Source organism: Colwellia hornerae, from assembly GCF_007954355.1.
Taxonomy (GTDB): domain Bacteria; phylum Pseudomonadota; class Gammaproteobacteria; order Enterobacterales; family Alteromonadaceae; genus Colwellia_A; species Colwellia_A hornerae.
This window is the reverse complement of record NZ_VOLR01000033.1, coordinates 1-20,014: the sequence shown is the minus strand read 5'-3', so window position 1 is coordinate 20,014 and position 20,014 is coordinate 1. Positions and strand designations below refer to the sequence as shown.

At 37.5% G+C, this 20,014-nt stretch carries 14 protein-coding genes; 9 read left to right on the top strand and 5 right to left on the bottom strand.

The features are described 5' to 3' along the window. Positions 1-162: 162 nt before the first annotated feature. Positions 163-645 (top strand): GNAT family N-acetyltransferase, encoded by a 483-nt coding sequence (locus ESZ26_RS17325; RefSeq protein WP_146800808.1) that lies wholly within the window; start codon positions 163-165, stop codon positions 643-645. A gap of 53 nt (positions 646-698) precedes the next feature. On the opposite strand, the gene ESZ26_RS17320 is transcribed toward ESZ26_RS17325, so the two are convergent. Then, entirely contained in the window at positions 699-872 is a 174-nt protein-coding gene (locus ESZ26_RS17320; protein ID WP_146800806.1) for a DUF3545 family protein, read from the bottom strand. 171 nt (positions 873-1,043) lie between these two features. Here ESZ26_RS17320 and ESZ26_RS17315 point away from each other — a divergent pair, with 171 nt between their 5' ends. After that, entirely contained in the window at positions 1,044-1,292 is a 249-nt protein-coding gene (locus ESZ26_RS17315) for a hypothetical protein (RefSeq protein ID WP_146800804.1), read from the top strand. A 183-nt stretch (positions 1,293-1,475) separates the two neighbouring features. Beyond that, positions 1,476-1,820: a DUF1294 domain-containing protein gene (locus ESZ26_RS17310; protein WP_223271717.1), complete on the top strand. Its 345-nt coding sequence runs from the start codon at positions 1,476-1,478 to the stop codon at positions 1,818-1,820. Between the two features lie 64 nt (positions 1,821-1,884). Here ESZ26_RS17310 and ESZ26_RS17305 read toward each other — a convergent pair whose 3' ends face one another. The 4 genes from ESZ26_RS17305 to pulA all read right to left on the bottom strand — a co-directional run bounded on the left by ESZ26_RS17305 (position 1,885) and on the right by pulA (position 9,185). After that, positions 1,885-3,918: a glycoside hydrolase family 97 protein gene (locus ESZ26_RS17305; protein ID WP_146800802.1), complete on the bottom strand. Its 2,034-nt coding sequence runs from the start codon at positions 3,916-3,918 to the stop codon at positions 1,885-1,887. A gap of 103 nt (positions 3,919-4,021) precedes the next feature. Beyond that, positions 4,022-4,921: a prenyltransferase gene (locus ESZ26_RS17300; RefSeq protein WP_146800800.1), complete on the bottom strand. Its 900-nt coding sequence runs from the start codon at positions 4,919-4,921 to the stop codon at positions 4,022-4,024. 191 nt (positions 4,922-5,112) lie between these two features. Beyond that, positions 5,113-6,012, bottom strand: coding sequence for a 1-acyl-sn-glycerol-3-phosphate acyltransferase (locus ESZ26_RS17295; RefSeq protein ID WP_146800798.1), 900 nt, complete (start codon positions 6,010-6,012; stop codon positions 5,113-5,115). Between the two features lie 320 nt (positions 6,013-6,332). Next, positions 6,333-9,185 carry a pullulanase-type alpha-1,6-glucosidase gene (gene pulA / locus ESZ26_RS17290; protein WP_146800796.1) on the bottom strand — a complete coding sequence of 951 codons (2,853 nt, stop codon included), beginning with the start codon at positions 9,183-9,185 and terminating at the stop codon, positions 6,333-6,335. A 516-nt stretch (positions 9,186-9,701) separates the two neighbouring features. Here pulA and ESZ26_RS17285 point away from each other — a divergent pair. The 6 genes from ESZ26_RS17285 to ESZ26_RS17260 all read left to right on the top strand — a co-directional run bounded on the left by ESZ26_RS17285 (position 9,702) and on the right by ESZ26_RS17260 (position 19,520). Further along, positions 9,702-12,476 (top strand): TonB-dependent receptor, encoded by a 2,775-nt coding sequence (locus tag ESZ26_RS17285; protein ID WP_146800794.1) that lies wholly within the window; start codon positions 9,702-9,704, stop codon positions 12,474-12,476. Between the two features lie 95 nt (positions 12,477-12,571). Continuing rightward, a complete protein-coding gene (locus tag ESZ26_RS17280) occupies positions 12,572-14,062 on the top strand; it encodes a tryptophan halogenase family protein (RefSeq protein ID WP_146800792.1) in 1,491 nt (496 codons plus the stop codon). Positions 14,063-14,214: 152 nt separating this feature from the next. Then, positions 14,215-15,627 (top strand): MFS transporter, encoded by a 1,413-nt coding sequence (locus ESZ26_RS17275; protein ID WP_146800790.1) that lies wholly within the window; start codon positions 14,215-14,217, stop codon positions 15,625-15,627. Positions 15,628-15,793: 166 nt separating this feature from the next. Next, a complete protein-coding gene (locus ESZ26_RS17270; RefSeq protein ID WP_146800788.1) occupies positions 15,794-17,329 on the top strand; it encodes an amidase in 1,536 nt (511 codons plus the stop codon). A gap of 104 nt (positions 17,330-17,433) precedes the next feature. Further along, positions 17,434-18,012, top strand: a complete 579-nt coding sequence (locus ESZ26_RS17265; RefSeq protein ID WP_223271716.1) for a peroxiredoxin family protein — start codon at positions 17,434-17,436, stop codon at positions 18,010-18,012. Positions 18,013-18,908: 896 nt separating this feature from the next. After that, positions 18,909-19,520: a fumarylacetoacetate hydrolase family protein gene (locus ESZ26_RS17260; protein ID WP_146800786.1), complete on the top strand. Its 612-nt coding sequence runs from the start codon at positions 18,909-18,911 to the stop codon at positions 19,518-19,520. Positions 19,521-20,014: the final 494 nt, after the last annotated feature.

Below are 20,014 nucleotides of genomic sequence, written 5' to 3'. Positions count from 1 at the left end.
TACCAGAAGCGTTTAATTATCTTTTAATCCCTTACTTAGAGCTAATTTTTGATATTAGTTCAACCTTGTTGTTTATTTTTTGTGGCATTGCAGAGCAGGTGTTTAAATAGCTTGGTACTGGTATGCTATGGAAAAAATTAATTGAGAAAATGAGGAAATAAAATGTCTGAAATAATGATACGTGAAGCAACCATCGCTGATGCCGAGCTTTTGTTAATGTTTATCAAAGAGCTCGCTATTTATGAAAAAGCTGAAGATGAAGTGTATGCCACGGTTGAAACGATAAAAGAGACAATGTTTAGTGAAAACACACAAGTACATGGGCTAATTTGTGAGCTTGATGGTGTTGCTATTGGAACAGCGATTTACTTTTATAACTATTCAACATGGTTAGCAAAGTCAGGTTTATATCTCGAAGATTTGTATGTAACGCCAGAGCATAGAGGAAAAGGAGCGGGTTTAAAATTATTAAAAAATATGGCTAAAACCGCTATTGATAAAGATTGCGCACGTTTTGAGTGGAGCTGTTTAGACTGGAACAAACCTTCACGTGACTTTTACCAAGCGATAGGCGCTGTGTCTCAGGATGAATGGGTAGGTTATCGTATGACAGGCAAAACGTTAGTTGATTTTGCCCAATCATAGCTGACTAAATTCTTTAGCGTTAGGGTAATGTCTACTTACTCCAACGCTAATGATTAAGACGGGTAATTTTGTAAATCATGAAGCTCCTGGCGTAATCGTTTTCTGTCTTTATACGTTTCAATTTCGCGCCACTTTCTTTTGCGTGAGCGCGACTCTTTTTGATCCGTGAGTAAACCGTCGAAAAGGCTAAATATTTCATCATATTCATCAACACTATTATGTTCCATGATTATTCCTTATTGAGCTTTATTGAGTTAACGTGAAGCACTTTACAAGTTGAATATGACTTTTTTCTTACTAAATTGTGACAATTAAAATACGTATAGTTTTATTGATGTAGAGCAAAAAAATAAAGCTTGGCTATACTTATTTTTATAGAGTCTTTTATAGAGTTAGTGATGAAAAAAAGTAGTGACATAGAAATAATTTCTCAAGCAGAGTTAGACAACCTATTACGTATTAATGAGTTTATAGAGCAAGTCGATGAGAACTCGTTGGTTAGTGAACTTAAACTCGCGATATTAGACTCGGGTAAATTAGAATTAACGCAATGGCAAAGCTTGCGGGATCATATTCGAGAAATAGAGGAACTTATTCCTCATATCGACTTGATTATTAAACTTAAGAAAGAACGCCCACCTAGTTGATTTTAAGCGCTTATCGTCAATTAATATTTAACAAGTATAAAAGTAAATCAAAGCCGATTATTGTTAAATATTTGGCTTTTTTAATTTTATCTTTAATAAGTATATCGATGAAGTCTTATCAATAAATTGTGGTAATCACCGCTAATGACTTACGTTGTGCTTACAGAGTGTATTGTGCGAGCTATGAATATGTTTTCAAAAAGTGTCGTTGTTTTATTTTTAATTGCTCTTGGCCTGCTCTTTATGATGCAAGAAATAGCGTTATGGGTGCTAGTGAGTTACTTGAGCCTAAGTTTACTAACATTTGTACTCTATGGCATTGACAAAAGAAATGCGATAAAAGAGCGAAGGCGCATTTCAGAAAAAACACTACAGGTCTTTGCGCTACTTGGTGGATGGCCTGGCGCGTTATTAGCTCAGCAAGCTTTTCGACATAAAACCCAAAAAAGGCCTTTTATTTTTGTGCTCTGGTTCGCTATTTTGATTAATGTTATCGCTTTGGGGTATTCTCAGTATCTGGGGTTTTAAAAAGAGTAGCACAAGTAAGGGTTTTGCTACTCTTTACGTTATTTAAGCTATAAATATCAATTAATTATAATGCTTTAAAACGAATTGCAGCACCGCCACTTGTCGCTAGGGGTAAGACTAATTGGTCGTTAGCAGTGACTTGCTTGCTTTCAATGATCATTTCATAGGGATTGTTAATCCACTCTGCGTTTTTACCATCGCGATAAATTTGTGCTTGATAGCGCTTATTCTTATCAAGAAAATCTAACGGCAATGTTAACGTGCGTGCTTGCTCATCAGTTAATGCGCCAACAAACCAATCATCACCGCCGCTTTCTTGCCGAGCAAAAGCAACATATTCACCGACCTCACCAGCAATCGCTATACTCTCATGCCAATCGGTTGGTACATCTTTAATAAATTGAAATGCCGCTAAATTTGCTTGATAGTTTTTAGGTAAATCTGCTGCCATTTGAATAGGGCTATAGAGCACCACGTATAGTGCTAATTGTTTTGCTAGTGTGGTTTGCGGGCGATTACTTTTATCACCCAAGCCATTAAAGCTCATATCGAAGATACCCGGTGTAAAATCCATTGGTCCAGCTAACATGCGAGTAAAGGGTAAAATGGTGGTATGCTCAGGCGGGTTTGGCGGTGTGCCCCAAGCATTAAATTCTTGGCCACGAGCGCCTTCTCTTGAAATCCAGTTAGGGTAAGTTCTGCGTAAACCGGTAGCTTTAATCGGTTCATGGGTGTTAATACTAATTTTGTGTTTCGCTGCTTCTGTAATGCTGTGTAAATACTCACTCACCATGAACTGACCGTCATGCCATTCTTTTCTAATTATCCCGTGCTCGTCAATGCGTTTAATATCACCACCGTCAGCAACATAACCTGTTTTTACTTGTCTTACGCCATGCTTTTCATAAAGAGCATAAGCATCATTCATTTGATTACGATAATTAGTCACATTCCCTGAGGTTTCATGGTGGCCAATTAATCGTACCCCTTTTTTTTCACCATAAGCCGAGATTGCAGCGATATCAAAATCATCATAAGCCTTACTGAAATTAAATACGTCACCGTTGAAAAACCAATCGCCATCCCAACCTAGATTCCAACCTTCAACCAACACTCCTGCAAAGCCATGCTCTGCGGCAAAGTCGATGTAACGCATGGTTTCACTGGTGGTCGCGCCATGTTTTTCGCCGCTACCCCAGGTATTAGCGTTGATGTGCATTCCCCACCAAATCCCAACATATTTAGCCGGTTCAACCCAAGAAACATCGCCTAACTTATTAGGCTCGTTAAGATTTAATATCAGGTCAGAATTGAGTAAGCCAACCGCATCTTTACTGATTTGAATAGTACGCCATGGACTTTTAAAATGGGTTTTTGTTTTAACTAAGACGCCGTCTGACCAAGGGGTTAAATTAGCTTTTAAGACACCAGGACGTTTTTGATTAATTGTCATAGCGGCATAATCAACTAACGCCGCTTCATGAATACTTAAATGAGTGCCTGAGTCTAGTTTAAAGGTAAAAGGTGTATGGGCGCGGTCAACCGAGGCTAGTTTGGTGGTGTTATATATGTATTCATAACGATTCCAACCACGTGCGGGGATCCACCATGCGGTGGCTTTATCGGCATCATTTATGACAAATTCAGTGAATTCATTAATGATTTCTACGTGCTCAATATCTTGTTGCTTTGGTACTTCGTAACGAAAACCAACCCCGTCATTAAACAAACGAAAACGTACTTTAAATTTTTTAGTCTCTGTTCTGTTGTTAATTGCAAAAGTCACTAATAATTCATTGTGCTCATCAGTGACATTTTTACGTTCACCCCAAGGTAGTTGCCATACTTCTTTGGCTGATTGGGTTTCACTTGATGAAATAGTAAAGCCGTCACTAAAAGCAATTGTATCTTTGAATGCTAAACCTAAACGCGAGCGTTGTATAATGCTTTCACCTAAAAAGCTCATTTCGTAATTAGGTTTTCCTTGGTCATTAACACTGAGAATTATTTTTCCGTCGGGTGACGTTAACTTAAGGGTTTGTGCAAATAAACTGTGAGATGAAATCAGTACAGCAAGGCTGAGTATAATTTTTTTCATGGATATTCCTGATGTTTTTTATTACATCAAGCATAAAGGACTGACACCAATTTACAGCTAAGCTACATACGTATTCATAAGTTTATCGTTAATTAATCGTTAATTAGTTAATGAAAACGGTGGTTGCTATGGTTAAAGGTGTCAATAATGCACAGCTAACATTGTAGGCAAGGTATTTAGGGTGTTTGCCAATATCTTCTTTAAATTTTATCGCGCCATATAAAGCAGCAAAGGCTAATGCTTGTGGAATAAACGCCAGTGCACTCATTATCGGTAATAACTTTTGGCTAATAAAAAAGCCAAGTAGTAACGTTGCGCACAGTGCAAAAATTGCAAAAATGGCATTGCTTGCTTTAATGCCAAAGGCAATTGGAAAATGGTTTCGACCGATACTTTTATCAGCATCAATATCAGGATACTGATTTAAAAGTAATAAGTTGTTAATAAGAAAAAAAGGGATCAAACCTATTAGCCAAGGTGTTGTTGAAAAATGGCCAGATAAAATAACTTGGGTGCCTGCCACCATCAGTAAACCAAAACAAAGTCCGGGGGCAACTAAACAGATAATCGGCCATTTATTAATCCACTTTGTGTAACCAATAATAATGGCCAATCCAAGTAACCCCATCGGCACTAAGGTAATAACTGCTCTGCCATAGAGAGTGACGAAATAAACACCAATAAGAAAGGTTAAAAGGGTTGTGACAATTGCGGCGTTTTTTACCCAGGGAAGTAACCTAGGTTGCTGAGATAATAAACCGCTACCACCGCTAAAGGGTGTTCTAATTGTTTTCAGATCTAAGCCGCTCACGTAGTCTTGATATTCATTAATGGTGTTAACGGCAATGTGCGCAGAGATCCCCCCTAACACGGCAATGGCTAATACAGCATAATCAATCACACCTTGCTCAGCATAACTAATACTGGCACCAAGAAAAATACAAACAGGGGCTAATACTAAGAAAGGTACGCGAAATGATGGAATGATGGCGGTTAATTTCATGCTTATTTATTATTTACCTAGATAGTAAAATATTAGCGAAAAGCTGCTTTATGTTGACCGCTATTGTCGTTGAAAGGCGTTTTCACACCTTTACTCTGTTACTAAACAAAATGGTTGTCATTGATAGCGCTCGGTGACGATAGATAGCAATGTTAACGATAATTTGTGACTAATACTCTTGGTAGTTATCTTTACCCGTTAGGTCTAGCAAGTAAGTTGTCTTGTGAATACAAATGTAAATAACAGCCTTTGCCTGCTAAAGTTAACTGGTAAGTAATTTCAGCCCTTTCTAAAAAACCTTGTTCGATAAGCCCGTTATCGATTAAAAAATCAAACATAGTATTAGACAGTTCGCCTATTTTAGCTTTTGCGCTTATTTCCATTTTAGTGGCAACTCCTTTAATAGAGTTAATAGCGTATAGGGCACGAATAATTGCTGCTTCTTTATCACCTATGCTTGGCATACGGCCTTGGTAGGGGGGGAGTTGTTTAGTCGGATATTTGCCATAAACAGTCTTATAAGAGGCTTGCATTGCTTGAATATCATCATCTTTATTATTGGTCAGTTTAAAGATGTGAAAAACGCCGGTTTCTTTACTGAGGTAATCGACTTTGGCTAAAAAAATAGGTAAAGCACATCCTTGAGCAACATGGTAAAAGCCTGTTTTCCATTTTGCTACTCCGCCTCGTGTACCTTCTGGAGTAAATAAGAAAAATACTCGTTTACCTTTTTGTGTTTCAATAAATTGCTTGATTTGTTCAACTTGACCTAGGCCTGTAGATGAGCGATCAATAGGCATAGCGCCAAGGTACATCAACCAACGACCTAAAAGAGGTATGCGGCACATACTGTCTTTAATAGAAAAATATATTTTCACATCTTGCAATATCGCAGCGCCAAGTGCATAGACAAAATCCCAATTCGATGTGTGCGGTGCTGCAATAGTAATACCTGCACCTTCGGGAGTGGCTGTACATAATTTCCAGCCGGCAACTTTAAACCAAAGGCTAAAAAGGAACTTTAAAATGTATTTGCTAAAAATACCGTCAAAGATTGTTTTTTCACGGATACGAAGATTTTTGTTGGCCATAATAAGATTGTATTAAGAATTAGTGATTAATAGTAAATAATAACATATTTATACGGTTTATTTGACGCTATAGATCAATATATGAGTTGGCAGTTGTATTGATCAAAACAGAGCTAAAGACTACTTGGAGTGATATTAAAATAAATGACTTCCTGTGTTCAAGTCATTTGCAAAGAAAAATTGTTCTAGTAAAAAAACCATCAGTATTATTTCTATCTTTAAAACACGCTAAATATCAAAGGAATAGTTACTTTTAAAGGCTAACCTAACCTGCAATGGCAGTGCTGATTAAGCTCCTTTTTTACTGTTTCAAATGGCTATTATCTTTTTTTGATAAAAACACTGGTGGTTAACGCCGGAACAGAAAAATGGTTTTCATTGCTACTACTTTTTTTAACAATTTTATCAACACCACTGCTTTGAATTGGGTGCAATTGATATTGTGCGGCCTCTTCAAAAGCGATTGTTTTAGCGGTGGTGCTGGTATTAAAGATAACGACGAGCGCTGAAATATCAGTATCTACTTGTTGCGATTGTTCTGCATCATCAATACTCATCACAATTAAGCCCATTTGTTGTTCTTTACCAGTATTGTGAAATTTTATACGCTTTATTATTTGTTCACTGCTGGTAAGACGAAAAAGAGGGGTACTCATGCGCAGGCTAATAAACTCTTTAAACACTTCTGCACTAAACTCTATATCACTTGGGCTAACAATATCTCGCCCTTTATTTTTTGCCAGTACTTTTTTAATCAGTGGCCAGTTTGCTTGGTCTTTATCTGCTGGCGGTAAACCGACATTATAATTATTGCTTTGCTTGGTAAAATCGACTTTATTAAACCAATCACCATAGTCGTAACTATCGCGTAAAAATGACTTTGAACGTAAAAATTCTGAGCCCATATGTAAGAATGGAATACCTTGCGCGAAAATAGCAAAGGCCAATGATTGTAAGTGAATACGAACGCGATCTTTTGTTGAGGTATCAAAGGGTAAGCGGTATTGATTATTGTCCCATAATGTTTGGTTATCGTGTTTAGATACATAGTTAATGGTATCGGCAGGGTCTAATGCATAACCGGTCGGTTGGTCACCATAAGGGATTTCTTTACCGGTAACGTTTTTACCTTGAGCATTTTCAAGAGGGAAATTGGCTAAATTAGCGGCTAAACCAATACGTAATTGATCTGCGGCGAGTAGATAAGCTTTATCTGATGCTACCCTTTCTACTAATTCGTTAGGCAAGGTGCTTAAACCACTGCCGATACCTTGGCTTTTACGAATGTCATCGCCGCTGGCGCTAAAGGCGCCACCACGAACTGCATCGCGTAAACGGTCGGTAAAGGTACCGATTTCTGTGCCAGCCAATGCTGATTGGCTAGCTTGTGTAAAACGCTGATTATTCGCCACCTCACCAAAATTCCACCCTTCACCATAAAAGTAGGTATCTTTATCAACCGCTTGTACTGCTTTTCTGGCTTTAAGCATTGCCGATTTTGGTTGGTGTGCCATAAGATCGAAGCGAAAACCGTCAATTTTGTAGTCTCTTGCCCAAACAATTAATGAGTCTGTCATTAACTTTTCCATCATGACATTTTCTGTGGCGGTGTTATCACAACAGGTTGATTGCGCGATTTTTCCGCTGATAGGGTCAAGGCGATGATAATAATTAGGCACAATTTTATCAAGTACAGCAGTTGGTGCTAACCCTGCTTGATGGGTATGGTTATAAACGACGTCCATGATGACGCGAAAGCCTAAGTTATGAATACTTTGCACCATTTGACGAAATTCAATAATACGTGCTGAGCCTTCAGGGTTTTGCGCATAACTGCCCTCTGGAACCGTATAATGGAAAGGGTCGTAGCCCCAATTGTAATTATCAATTTTTCTAATCGAACTGACTATCGCTTGGCGCTCGTCTGTTGCTAAGGGGAGTGTTTCTAAATATGCTCGTAGCGTTAGTTTTTTCTCATGCTGAGCGCAAAGCTGATGCGCTGGCATAAGTTGGCAAAGTTTATCTATTGTGTCGTTAAGATCTAATACCTGAGCGCTGTTTTCGTTAGCCGTGCCAATATCAAAGGTGGGGAGTAGGTGAATATTGTTAATACCTGCTTTTTGTAACTCCTTAAAGTGTTTAATGCCCGCGCTATTTTTTTCGCTAAAAGCAGCGTACTTTCCACGAACTGCAGGTGATGAGAGTTGCGGGTCGTGGGCACTAAAATCACGAATGTGGGTTTCATAGAAAATATTATCTTCAGGGTTCTTAATTAAAACATCTTGCTGTAATTCCCAGCCAACAGGTTTGTTTTTTGAGTCGGCTAAATTGATAGCATGTGAATACTCACTGTTTGTTGAAAGACTTAAAGAATAGGGATCTGTGGTGGTTAATGTTTCAATTTTATCGCTAGCAGGGTGATATATTGTCAGCTGATACTGGTAGTAAAGCTCTTGTTGACTATTAATAACGGCACCAGACCAAATACCGGTATTGCTATCTTCTTTAAGGGGCACAACCTGTGTCGCTTGCTGGTCTTTATTAAACGCTAATAAGGTTACCTGTTTTGCGGTCGGTGCCCAAAGTGCAAATTCAATCGAACTTTCATTGAGAGTGGCCCCTAAATTCTTCACTTCATCGGCGTCGTTATTTTGTGAGGTAAACAAAACATCCAATAATTGCGCCGTTTGTACCTGTGCGGTGTGAGTTGAACGTGTGTTTTCGCTTACAGAGCTGACATAGACTTTATTTTTCAGCCCTTTTTTAATTTTATCATCAGCCAGCTTTACCTCAAATAGATTAAAAGAACGTAAATGTCTGGGGATAAGCTGATGATTTATTTCTCCAGTGAAGGGCGTAAGCGTGACTTGTTCAATATGCTCGCCGTCTTCAAAGTTCAAGGTATGTTGTTGATGTAAATTATCTTTAGGTAATAAAAGCAGCTCTGGGGTCAGCCAATGTGCAGAGAAGTCTTGGCTTACTAAAGGGAAAACAGTTTTTTTTTTGCTGCTTTTAACCGTGTCTGTATTATTTATAACTTTATTCGTTAAATTTTGATGAGAATATATTGTCTTTTGACCGTCATAAAAACAGCCACTTACTAATATGGCTAATAAGATTATTAAAGTAAAATGTATAGGTTGTTTAAGGGGAAATAATAAATAATTTGGCATAATGGTCAGCAATTAAATAAATGATTGGAGTAATCTACTCAGCTACGGAAACTTTAAACAGATAAACATGATGTTTACATACGTATTCAAAGCAAATAAGCTTTTGGGAAGTCTAATTCTGTCTACATGGTAAGACTAACTATGCCACGAAACGGTGACATATTTTATTAGATAAGGTAAAAAATGAGATAAAGATTAATGTTATTTTAATGTCTAGCTATTAACAGCCAACAGAAGTCAGTATTACTCTAATTTAAGAGCCTGCCTTTAGAGGTATATCCTTATAACAAACTATTCTCATAATGACTTGTGAATGAATAGTCTAGCTATTGATCGTTGAATACGTATGCATCAGTTTATTGCTATGTGAATACGTATGCATAAGGTATTCATCCCATTGTAAGCCGTCTATATTGAGATGTCTGCAAACGAAGCAGAACAAAATAAAAGCAATTACATCAGTTATACAAACTGAGAGAAACATAAGTTCGGATGGAATTTGGGAGATACCATACAATGTTAAAGTTTAATCCAAGTAAAGTAACCATAGCAATAATTTCTAGTGGTTTGATGGCACTAAGCTCATCAGCCTATGCAGTCGAAGAAACAAATAAAGAAAAAGTAAGTGAGCAAGAAATAGAAGTTATTACAGTAACGGGTATTCGAGGCAGTTTACAAAGAGCTCAAGCGATTAAAATGAGCACCAATTCAATTGTCGAAGTTATTTCTGCAGAAGATATTGGCAAGCTACCTGATACCAGTGTTGCTGAATCGCTTTCGCGGTTACCTGGTGTTACAGGTGAGCGTCGAAATGGTCGAACAAGTGGCTTATCGGTTCGTGGCTTTAATGAAAACTATATTGGTACTTCACTCAATGGCCGTGAACTATTGGGTATGGGCGATAATCGAGGTGTAGAATTCGATTTATACCCCACTGAAATAGTTTCAAACATCGTCGTCTATAAAACGCCAGAAGCAGGGCTTATTTCACAAGGTATCGGCGGTACAATTGATTTACAGACAATCAGTCCACTGTATTCAGATCCAACAATGACTTTTAATGCCAACCTTGAGAAAAATGAAAAAGATGCGGCGAACCCTGATTACGATAATGATGGACACCGCTTGTCATTTAACTTTGTCGATAAGTTTGCGGATGACACTTTAGGTTTAGCGCTTGTTTTATCAACACAAGAAACACCTCGTCAAGAAGAGAATTTTCGCGCTTGGGGTTATGCTGATACCCCACAAGGTGACAAAATTTTAGGCGGTCATGACTCTTTTTCGCGTTCAGCCTTAATGGAACGTGACTCAATTGCCGCTGTTATTGAATATGCTCCCAATGACAAGCTGAAAATTCAACTTGATGCATTATACATCGATTTTAAAGAACATGATGTAAGACGTGGTCTAGAAGAAGGTGGACCCGTGTGGGGAGGTGTAAACTACACCGCAACAAATACTGAAGATGGTTTGGTAACCTCTGGTTACTGGGATGATTTTCATTCGGTTGTGCGTAATGATGCCAGAACACAAGAATCTACATTAACCACTTTTGGCTTAAACGTTGAATATGCACTAAATGAAAATTGGACGGTTGAAACAGATTTATCTATTGGTGATGTTGAAAAGTCTATTATCGATTTAGAAAGTTATTCGGGTACAGGACGCGCAGGTGTTGATGGACGACCCTCTGCAGCTCGTTCATGGGAAATGACCTCTACAGGTGTAATGTTTAGTGACCATCCTACACTTGCAGGTGTTGATTACACGGATGAAAGCTTAATACGTCTTGCTGGCCCTCAGTCTTGGGGTGCACCTGTTATCGGTGGTGATGCACAAGATGGTTTTGTTAATCGTCCTGAATTTGAAGAATCTCTTGATAGTATTCGTTTCCAAGTCAAAGGTGTTGTTGATTATAGCCTTGTTCGTGGTGTTGAATTAGGAGTTATTTATTCTGAGCGAGAAAAAAATAAAATCAATGAAGGTGACTATTTAACCTCTCCAGAATACCCTAGTGATGGACCTATCCCTAATGTGTTAGGCGTAACTGATTTAAGTTTTGTTGGAATTAACGGTGTCCTTGCTTACGACAGTATAGATTTGTATAACAGTGACTATTATAAGGCTACAGAAGCATCTTTAGTACAAACCGATCGTTTAGGTGATACTTATAAAGTTGAAGAAGAAACGTTAACACTTTATGCCAAATTAAATTTAGAAGCTGAACTGGGTGATGTCTATATGACAGGTAACTTTGGTTTACAGTATGTTGATGTTGATCAGTGGGCTTCAGGGTTTTCTACCGTAGAAAATACAGAAGCTTACGTTGTGGCAACGTCGGTAACTGATGGCGCATCTTATTCGGATATATTACCTACCTTAAATTTAAGCTTTGAGATTGCTGAGAACCAATTTATTCGTACAGCAATGGCTAAAGTTATTAGTCGTCCTCGTATGGATGATATGCGCCCTAATGCACGTGCAACCTTCGCTTATAATGATAACCAAATACAAAGTAGCGATCCTGAAAATGGTCCATGGTCAGGTAGTGCAGGTAACACTCAATTAAAGCCTTATGAAGCTAATCAATTTGATCTTTCTTATGAAAATTATTTTTCAGATGATGGCTATTTCGCAGCTACTTTTTTCTACAAAGACTTAAAGAACTGGCATCGTGGCAATCGTGAATTAACTGATTTTTCTGATGTATATATTGCTGATTTACATAAAGACAGTAGTGGTGACGCGCCTAAAACACTTACTGGGTACGTTGATACCAATACGGATGGTTTTGAAGGATTTGTTCGCGGCTATGAACTGCAAGCAAGTATGCCATTTCGTTTAGTCCATGAATCACTTGATGGTTTTGGCTTAGTGGTTAGTGCAACTTTCTTAGATGGTAAATTAGATGCCACAGAAACGACAGACGAGGGACGAATTCCTGGTCTATCAGAAGAAAGTTATTCGTTAACAGCATATTACGAGCGTAATGGTTTTGAAATTCGTATTGCGGGTACCAAGCGTGATAATTTCTTAACAGAAACACGTGGCGGTAGTTTGTCTTTAGTTGAAACGGATGATTTAGGTGCTGAAATTTGGGATGCACAAATTAGCTACGATTTCGCAGAATCGGGTATTAAATCGTTAAAAGGTTTACGTGTGACACTACAAGCACAAAATATTACTGATGAAGATACTATTCAAGCCGAAGCCCTTGATGCGAGACAAATTAAGTCTTATCAATCGTTTGGTGCGAATTATTCGTTAGGTATAAACTATAAGTTTTAGATGAATAATAGTTAACATTTACCGTTAACGTAAAGCCTGTCCTTGTGGGCAGGCTTTTTTTATAGCGACGTTAATCAATATTAGGAGGAAGTGACGTGAGTCATACAATTAAAAAAGTTGTGATACTTGGCGGAGGCACCGCAGGTTGGATCTCAGCTGCTTTATTAAAAAAATTATTGGGTAGTGCCGTTAGTATTGAATTAGTTGAATCCGAAAAAATTGGCACTATCGGTGTTGGTGAAGCGACTATTCCCCCTATTCAACACTTAAATAACGTATTAGGTATTAATGAAGTAGAATTTATCAGAGAAACAAAAGCGACCATAAAATTAGCGATTAAGTTTGAGCACTGGAAAACGCAAGGGCATAGTTACTATCATAGTTTTGGTGCAGTTGGAAAAAGCCCCGCATTCTGTCATTTTCATCATCTTTTAAAACGTGATAATCAGTTAGAAAACGACGAGCATCTTTGGCAATACGATCTTAATTATTTATGTGCTGAAGCGGGTAAATTTGCCAAAATTAATAGCAAAGACCCTATTTTAGATATGCCTTATGCTTATCATTTCGATGCAGGTTTATATGCAAAGTTTTTGCGTAAACTCAGTGAAAAAATGGGAGTTGTTAGAAAAGAAGGGATAGTTGAACAGGTTAAACAATGCAATGAGTCAGGATTTATTCAAGCACTAAAATTAAAAAGTGGCCAAGAAATAACCGGTGACTTTTTTATTGATTGCTCAGGCATTGCGGCGCTTTTGATTCAGAAGAAGCTGAATACTGGTTATGAAGATTGGAGTCACTGGTTGCGATGTGACCGCGCTATTGCTGTACCTTCAGAGCGAGCAGAGACAACGCTAAATTATACTCGGTCCATCGCTCATGAAAGTGGCTGGCAATGGAGCATTCCTTTACAGCATCGTAACGGTAATGGTTTAGTTTATAGCAGTAATTATTGCTCTGAAGATAAAGCCATGGATTTATTAATGAGTAACCTTGAAGGTAAAGCTATTGCCGACCCTAAAATTATAAAATTTCAAACCGGTAGACGTTACAAACAGTGGAACAAAAATGTTGTTGCTGTTGGACTCTCAAGTGGTTTTCTTGAGCCTCTTGAGTCAACCAGCATTCACTTAATTCAATCAGCCGTTGTTCGCTTAGTGCATTTATTTCCACATCACGGTGTCAATGACACACTCGTGACAGAATATAATAAGCAATCAGCAGTAGAATATGATCAAATAAAAGATTTTCTTATTTTGCACTATCACGTTAATCAGCGTGAAAACAGTGATTTTTGGCGTGATATGCGTAATATGGATATTCCCGATAGTCTTCGTCATAAAATCGAAATATTTAAAGAAAATGGTCGACTGTTCAGAGACCAAAATGATCTCTTTCTTGAAAACTCATGGCTACAAGTAATGATAGGGCAAGGTATTGTGCCGCGAGATTATCACCCTCTTGCAAATAATATGTCTTTAGCACAACTACAAGCGACCTTAAAAAAAATTAAAGAAATAAAGCAAGAACCGATGAGTAAATTACCAAGTCATGATGATTTCTTAAAACATATTATGAAAATATAAAACAGAAATAACGGTTGGCCTTAATCATTATATGGTTTTGAATACGTATGCAGGGCCTTGCTGGCAATCAAGCAAGGAAGTAACGTGGCTAAATATTGAGTACCTATTTAATATATGTTACTCGTGTCTATTTGAAAAGAGTCAATTAAGTCATGTTAGCGATTCAAAAAAACCTCAGTAAATCTTTTTATATGCTATTGAGCTTACCTGCAACAGCGATGGGGTTTGCTTTGTCGGTACAAATATCAGCGCTTAGCTGGATATTAACCACTCAATATGGTCTTGATATTCATCAGGTTGGCTTAGTGTGGGCCGCGGGACCGATTGCGGGGATTTTGGGGCAAGTTATTGTCGGTATTATTAGTGACAAGGTGTGGTTTTGGAATGGTCGTCGTCGTCCGTTTATCCTCATCGGAGGTGTGTTGGCCGGCATGATGTTATTGGCTTTGCCCAATATCGATATTGTATCTTCAACGCTTGGCATCTCAGGATTACTCGGTGTAGCGATTGCTGTCGCGTTAACTTTAGATTTATCGATAAATATTAGCTTTAATCCAACCCGTGCCATTATCGCGGATGTAACCCCTGAAGGTGATGCTCGCACTAAAGGTTATACTTGGATGCAAACGGTATCAGGCTCTTTTGGTGTATTAGCTTATGCGGTTGGCGCTACGTGGGGGAATTTCGTACTCATTTACTTAGGCGCAGGATTAGTATTTTTTCTATCAATATTTACTCCTTTTTTTATTACCGAACCGAAAGAATTATTAGTAAGCCAAAGCGATATTATCCAAGAAAAAGTATCGTTCACAATGGTATTGATGAACATAAAACCCCTATGGGGCTTCATTATTTACGATATTTATGCGATGGCTTTACAAATATCTGGTATAAAAACCAATCATTACTGGGCTGAAGTTATTGCGGCAATCATTACTTTTTATTTTGTGATTATTACTTTATTTGCTAAAGAGAGTCGTAGTGATAATAGCATTGGTTTTAGAAAAGTATTAGCAGCTCATTCCTTTAGTTGGATTGGCGTACAAACAATGTTTGTTTTTATTATTGCTTTTCTGCAAGACAAAATGCCAAGTTTGTCAGATGATGATTTAGGTAAAGTGATAGCGATGAGCTTTCTCATTTTAAGTGCGGTATCTGCGTTATTGCCGGCATTTGTACTTGAACCTATTTCGAAAAAAATAGGACGAGTAAAAACCCACACTTATTGTATTACCAGTATGGCGATTGGCTATGGGCTAGTGTCGGTATTTGGCGATGTAAAAGTAGTACTTTACTTACTAATGGCGCTATTAGGTGTTGGCTGGTCGGCCATTATTAGTTTACCGTTTGCCATAATGTCTGAAAAAGTTGAACAGTCGCGCATGGGCTTATACATGGGCTTATTCAATTTGTCTGTTGTGTTACCCCAATTATTAGTAAGCTTAGCGATTGGTTTATTTATCAGTAAAGTTGCCGACAAAAGCTTAGTGTTTCAAATTAGTGCTGTCGCGCTTGCTGTGTCAGCACTGGCGTGGACCAAAGTTAAAGAACATAGCAAAGACTAGTGTTTAGATAAAATAAAGCGATAAATCTTAAATGGCTTATCGCAGTTCAGTGTATCGATTTAATAACAGCCATTAAACATTCTTTTCGTTTAATGGCTAGCCTTCTATAGACAACCCACCCCCATTTAAATTATAAAACGTGCAACGTTATACTTTAGGAACTGACATGAAAGTTTTTCAACACTTAGCGCTACTCTTTTTCTGCACCGCCATCGTTTTTAATGCCGATGCGGAGATAAATGAAAATACCACTATTAACGATATTCATCAGCAAATGCAAAGTAAGCAAATAACCAGTGAGCAATTGGTGCAATTCTACTTAAAGCGCATCGACGCATTTGATGATAATGGCATGAAGTTAAATTCTGTGGTGCAGTTAAATAAAAATGCACTGCAGCAAGCGAAAGATCTTGATGAATATTTCCTGAAAAATGGCTTTAAAGGTAGTTTGCATGGTATTCCCATTCTTCTTAAAGACAATATTGACACCACTGATGGTATGGCGAATACCGCAGGTTCAACCGCGTTAGCCAATAATTTTCCAGATGATGATGCCTTTTTAGTTAAGCAACTCAAAGAAGCTGGCGCGATTATCTTAGGAAAAACCAATTTAAGTGAATGGGCAAACTTTCGCTCGACAGCTTCATCAAGTGGCTGGAGCGGTTTATATGGACAAAGTAAAAACCCTTACGATACAACAACCAGTCCTTGTGGCTCTAGTTCAGGTTCTGGTATTGCTGCTGCAGCACACTTTGCCACGGTAACCATAGGCACTGAAACTGATGGTTCAGTTACTTGTCCGGCGGCAATTAATGGTGTTGTTGGCATCAAACCAACATTAGGCACTGTAAGTCGCGACGGTATTATTCCTATTGCGCACAGCCAAGATACTGCCGGCCCTATGGCGAGGAATGTAACCGATGCGGTTATTCTTTTAGCGGCAATGGTAAAAGCAGATCCAAGTGATCAAGATGTAATGTCTTCAACAATAGATTATCTCTCACACTTAAAGCTTGATGGTCTTAAAGGTAAACGTATCGGTATTGCTCGAAATCTGATGGGCTATCATCAAGGGCTAGACAATGTTTTTAGTCAGGCAGTGCAAGACCTTAAAAGCCAGGGTGCGGTGATCGTAGGCGACGTTAATTTTGAAAACAAAGATCAGTGGGGCGATGCTGAATTTGAAGTACTGCTTTATGAATTTAAAGACGAGCTCAATAAGTACCTCTCAAAAACAGCACCAGGCATGCCAAAATCACTCAGTGAAATGATTGAATTCAACAAAAAAAATGCTGATATTGAAATGAAATACTTTGGACAAGAAATATTTTTGATGGCACAAGCTAAAGGAAGCATTACCGATAAAGTTTATCTTGATGCACTAGCTAAAGCTAAACGTTTAACACAACAAGAGGGCATTGACGCATTACTTGAAAAGCACAATCTTGATATGATTATTGCTCCGACCACAGGGCCCGCTTGGAAAATTGATTGGGTTAATGGCGACCATTATTTAGGTGCAGCATCTTCTGCTGCGGCAATATCAGGTTATCCCCATATTACGCTACCCATGGGATATGTTCATGGCTTACCAGTTGGCTTATCAATGTTTTCTGGCAAGTTACAAGAGGGTATCTTGATTGAAGCTGCTTTTGGTTTCGAACAAGCGACTAAACATCGTGTTGCGCCAAAATTACAGTAATTATTTATGATAAATTAATAACCACTAGATGAAGTAAATAATGTAATTGCACGGTCTATAGTTTTAGTACAAACATTTACTTCATCTAAGAGTTTATAAAAATTATGATTCATAACAAAAAATCTAGTTCTGTCATTGTCACCTTGCTTTTTTCGATGCTTTTTATTAATACCGCTTTTGCCGAGCAGACTTCAATAAAGGTTGGGCCTAAAGTAGGAGATAAAGCGCCGGCTTTAACGGTAATAGATGCAAAAAAATCAGTGGTTAATATTGCTGATTTAACTGCGGAAAAAGGATTGATCGTTTTATTTTTTCGTTCAGCGGATTGGTGTCCTTTTTGCAAACGCCACTTAATTGAATTCAATGAATACGCGGATAAATTTAAAGCGTTAGGTTACGGCGTTGCGGCTATCTCTTATGACAGCACAGATATTTTAAATGGTTTCTCTAAAGCGCAGCAATTGACTTATCCTTTGTTGTCAGACCAAGCAGCGGCGACAGTAAAAGCCTATGGTATTCTTAATAAAGATTACCAAATGGGCGATGATAATTACGGCATCCCTTATCCTGGTATTGTGATTATTAATCCGGCTGGTAATATTGACCATAAATACTTTTTTGAAGGTTATCGCAAGCGTGTAAAATTTATTGATTTATATCAGCAGTTAAGTACTGCTAAATAAGTTATAGGTTTAGTCGCATTACAGCCACTAGCTCTTTAAAAACATTAAGGAGTAGGGGATAAAGACCAATAAATAGATAATAATTTAAAAAAACGTTTACTTTCACGTTTAAGCTGTTTATAGTTGTTTTGTTAATTATCCCCCTCTCGTTTATTTAACCTATTATCACTTGTGATTAGTACTTGTGATAATCAATGTTATGTCTTTCCCTTTCACAGTCAGTCATCACTCAAATTACTAAGCCTAAATTGTTGTCTGAGGTTATCAAGATACATTATTTTCTTGATCAGATATTTATAAATATCTAAACGTTTTCACACAGTAATATGGCTTTTATTATTAATGCGCAGCAGCGCAAATTAAAGAGTTTTATTATGTCTTATACATATAAAGGAACGATTTATTCAATTAAATCACCTATTAATTTCATTTCAGTTAACAAACATAATGTTGTTGTTAACGATCAAAATGGTACTAAGTTAATTAAATTTGGCAATATCACTGATTCTAAATGTTTTTTAGAATGGGTATACCAAGCTTAATAACAAAATAAACCCTCAATTCAACACGATGAGTTGAGGGAATGATTTAAGTCGAATCTTAGCGGTATAACAACTAAGCTTCGACTAAATCGCTACTTTTCTTTACTTCAGAAATTTACTCCCCTGATTCATTAGCCTTCGCTAATCTAGCTAGTCTCACTACAATATGCTTTGCTCATTCCCCTAAATATTTATTAAATTTTATTTATCTACACTATCGATAAATGATTAAGTTATCCTATGTAATGATTTTAATGCAACCGTATTTTTATTGGCTCTGAACTGGCGGAATAACTCGGCTAACCGATATTGATAAGCATTAAGCTTAAGTATCAAGACAGAGGAACAGCATAAATGAACAGTGTTAAACATAATGGTAGAACTTTAATTCCTTCGAAGGTTGTCTGCATTGGTAGAAATTACGTTGAGCATATCGAAGAGCTAGATAATGAAATCCCGACAGAGCCAGTGGTTTTTATTAAGCCTAACTCTGCCATCTCGAACAATATTGAAAATAATCAAGATGAAGAAATACACTACGAAGGTGAAATCAGTTTTATTATTGAGAACAATAAAATTTCTGGTATAGGCTTTGGTTTAGATCTGACAAAAAGAAAGCTTCAAAATGTGCTTAAATCAAAAGGCTTACCTTGGGAGCGAGCTAAAGCCTTTGATAAGTCGGCCGTATTTAGCGAATTTGTCAGCTGTGATGGCGATTACCAAAGTTATAAAATGGAATTGTATATAGATAATCATCTGATACAGTTCGCTAATTACCCACTGATGATTAACAAACCTGAAATGTTAATCACTGATATACAGCGTTTTTTAACCCTCGAAGATGGAGACATTATTATGACTGGCACGCCTAAAGGTGTGGGCATTATAAATTTGGGTCAGCTATTTACTGCTAAAATATATGAAAATGAAGAAATTATTATTGAACAATCTTGGCTTGTTCAATAATTGTATGGGCCTAGTAATAAAAGCGAGCAGTTATTTATAGTAATAATCTCAACAATATATTGATAACTCACCAATTAATACGCTAATGTACCCGTTGGTTTTTCAAGATATTTCAGGATGACTTTAGTATTTTCTATAGGGTAAACGTAGGACAAGCCGACCCTAAGTGATCTTCATTAATAAAGTAATTTTACTGGTAAAGTGATGTGCTATTAACCTTGTTTAGCGTATCTCACTTTATAAAACTTCCTTCATCTATCGATAGTGCGTAAGACTTATATTCCATGTCAGACTTTAAAATATGCTTCGCTAACCAGCTATAAAGAAACATCGCTATTTTATGATGTATATCGATATTATAATCTGTTCATAGGTTGGATCTTAAGGAATAAAACAATTGAAAACATGCTCTGAATTTGATCTGATAGTAATCGCCAAACCACTATCTATCCCAAAAGCAGAGCATGAATAAACATAATACTGAGTTAAACAAA